The sequence below is a fragment of the Collinsella sp. AM18-10 genome (assembly GCF_003471585.1).
GTDB lineage: Bacteria > Actinomycetota > Coriobacteriia > Coriobacteriales > Coriobacteriaceae > Collinsella.
Window position 1 is genome coordinate 1 of the sequence record NZ_QRJO01000040.1, and the last position, 1,063, is coordinate 1,063.

The window sequence follows — 1,063 nt, forward strand, 5'->3', positions numbered from 1 at the left end:
GGCGTTGCCGCCAACATCCTGCCGGCCATGGGCTTCGCCATGCTCGGCCGCCTGGTGCTCACCAAGCAGCTCGTGCCCTTCTACTTCCTGGGCTTCCTGCTGTGCTCCTACGCCAACGTGCCCGTCCTGGGCGTCGCCCTGATCGCCATCATCATCGGCATCGACAAGTTCGACCTGCTCGGCCTGGGCGGAGCCCAGCCCCAGCTCTCCGCGGAAGGGGATGAGGACGATGACTTCTAGTCCCGAGAACAAGATCACGCGCTCCGACCTCGTCAAGAGCGCCGTCAACGTCGGCGCCCTGGGCATGGAGTTCTCCTGGACCTACTACAAGCAGATGAACATCGCCTTCTGCCTGATGGTCGCCAACATGCTCAAGAAGATCTACGCCGGCCGCCCCGACGATTACGCCGAGGCCCTGCACCGCCACTGCGCGTTCTTCAACATCACCGTCCAGTTCGCCCCGTTCGTCGGCGGCATCGCGATGGCCATGGAGGAGAAGGTCGCCCGCGGCGAGATCGAGCCCGAGAGCGTCAACGACGTCAAGGCCGCCCTCATGGGCCCGCTGTCCGGCATCGGCGACTCCATCTTCCTGTCGACGCTGCGCGTGGTCGCCGCCGCCGTGGGCATCAGCCTGTGCCAGGCCGGCAACCCCTTCGGCCCCATCGCCTTCCTGCTCATCTACAACGTCCCCGGCTTCGCGCTGCGCATCTGGGGCGCCGTCAAGGGCTACGAGCTGGGCGTGGGCTTCCTGGACGAGGCCCAGAGGACCGGCCTCATGCAGAAGATCATGACCTGCGTGGGCATCGTGGGCGTCATGGTCGTGGGCGCCATGTGCAAGGACATGTTCTGGGCCAGCATCCCGGTGGCCATCGGCTCGGGCGACGACGCCCAGACCCTCCAGGACATCCTGGACGGCATCATGCCCGGCATGCTCGGCATGATCGCCTTCTGGCTGTACTACTGGCTGCTGTCCAAGAAGATCAACCCCATGGTGCTGATCGTGGCCACCATGGTCGTGGGCATCGTCGGCGCGTTCTTCGGCGTGCTGGCGTAAGGGCCCGGC

Annotated in this window: 2 protein-coding genes; both read left to right on the forward strand. The window is 65.8% G+C overall.

The genetic code is table 11. The features are described from left to right. On the forward strand, positions 1-240 hold a 240-nt coding region (locus tag DW211_RS10000), incomplete at its 5' end, for a PTS sugar transporter subunit IIC (protein WP_147324175.1). Further along, positions 221-1,054, forward strand: coding sequence for a PTS system mannose/fructose/sorbose family transporter subunit IID (locus DW211_RS10005; RefSeq protein WP_117648578.1), 834 nt, complete (start codon positions 221-223; stop codon positions 1,052-1,054). The genes DW211_RS10000 and DW211_RS10005, both read left to right, overlap by 20 nt. Positions 1,055-1,063: the final 9 nt, after the last annotated feature.

Excerpts from the sequence above, each read along its gene's own strand:
- DW211_RS10005 (WP_117648578.1), top strand. The coding sequence starts at position 221 with ATGAGGACGATGACTTCTAGTCCCGAGAACAAGATCACGCGCTCCGAC.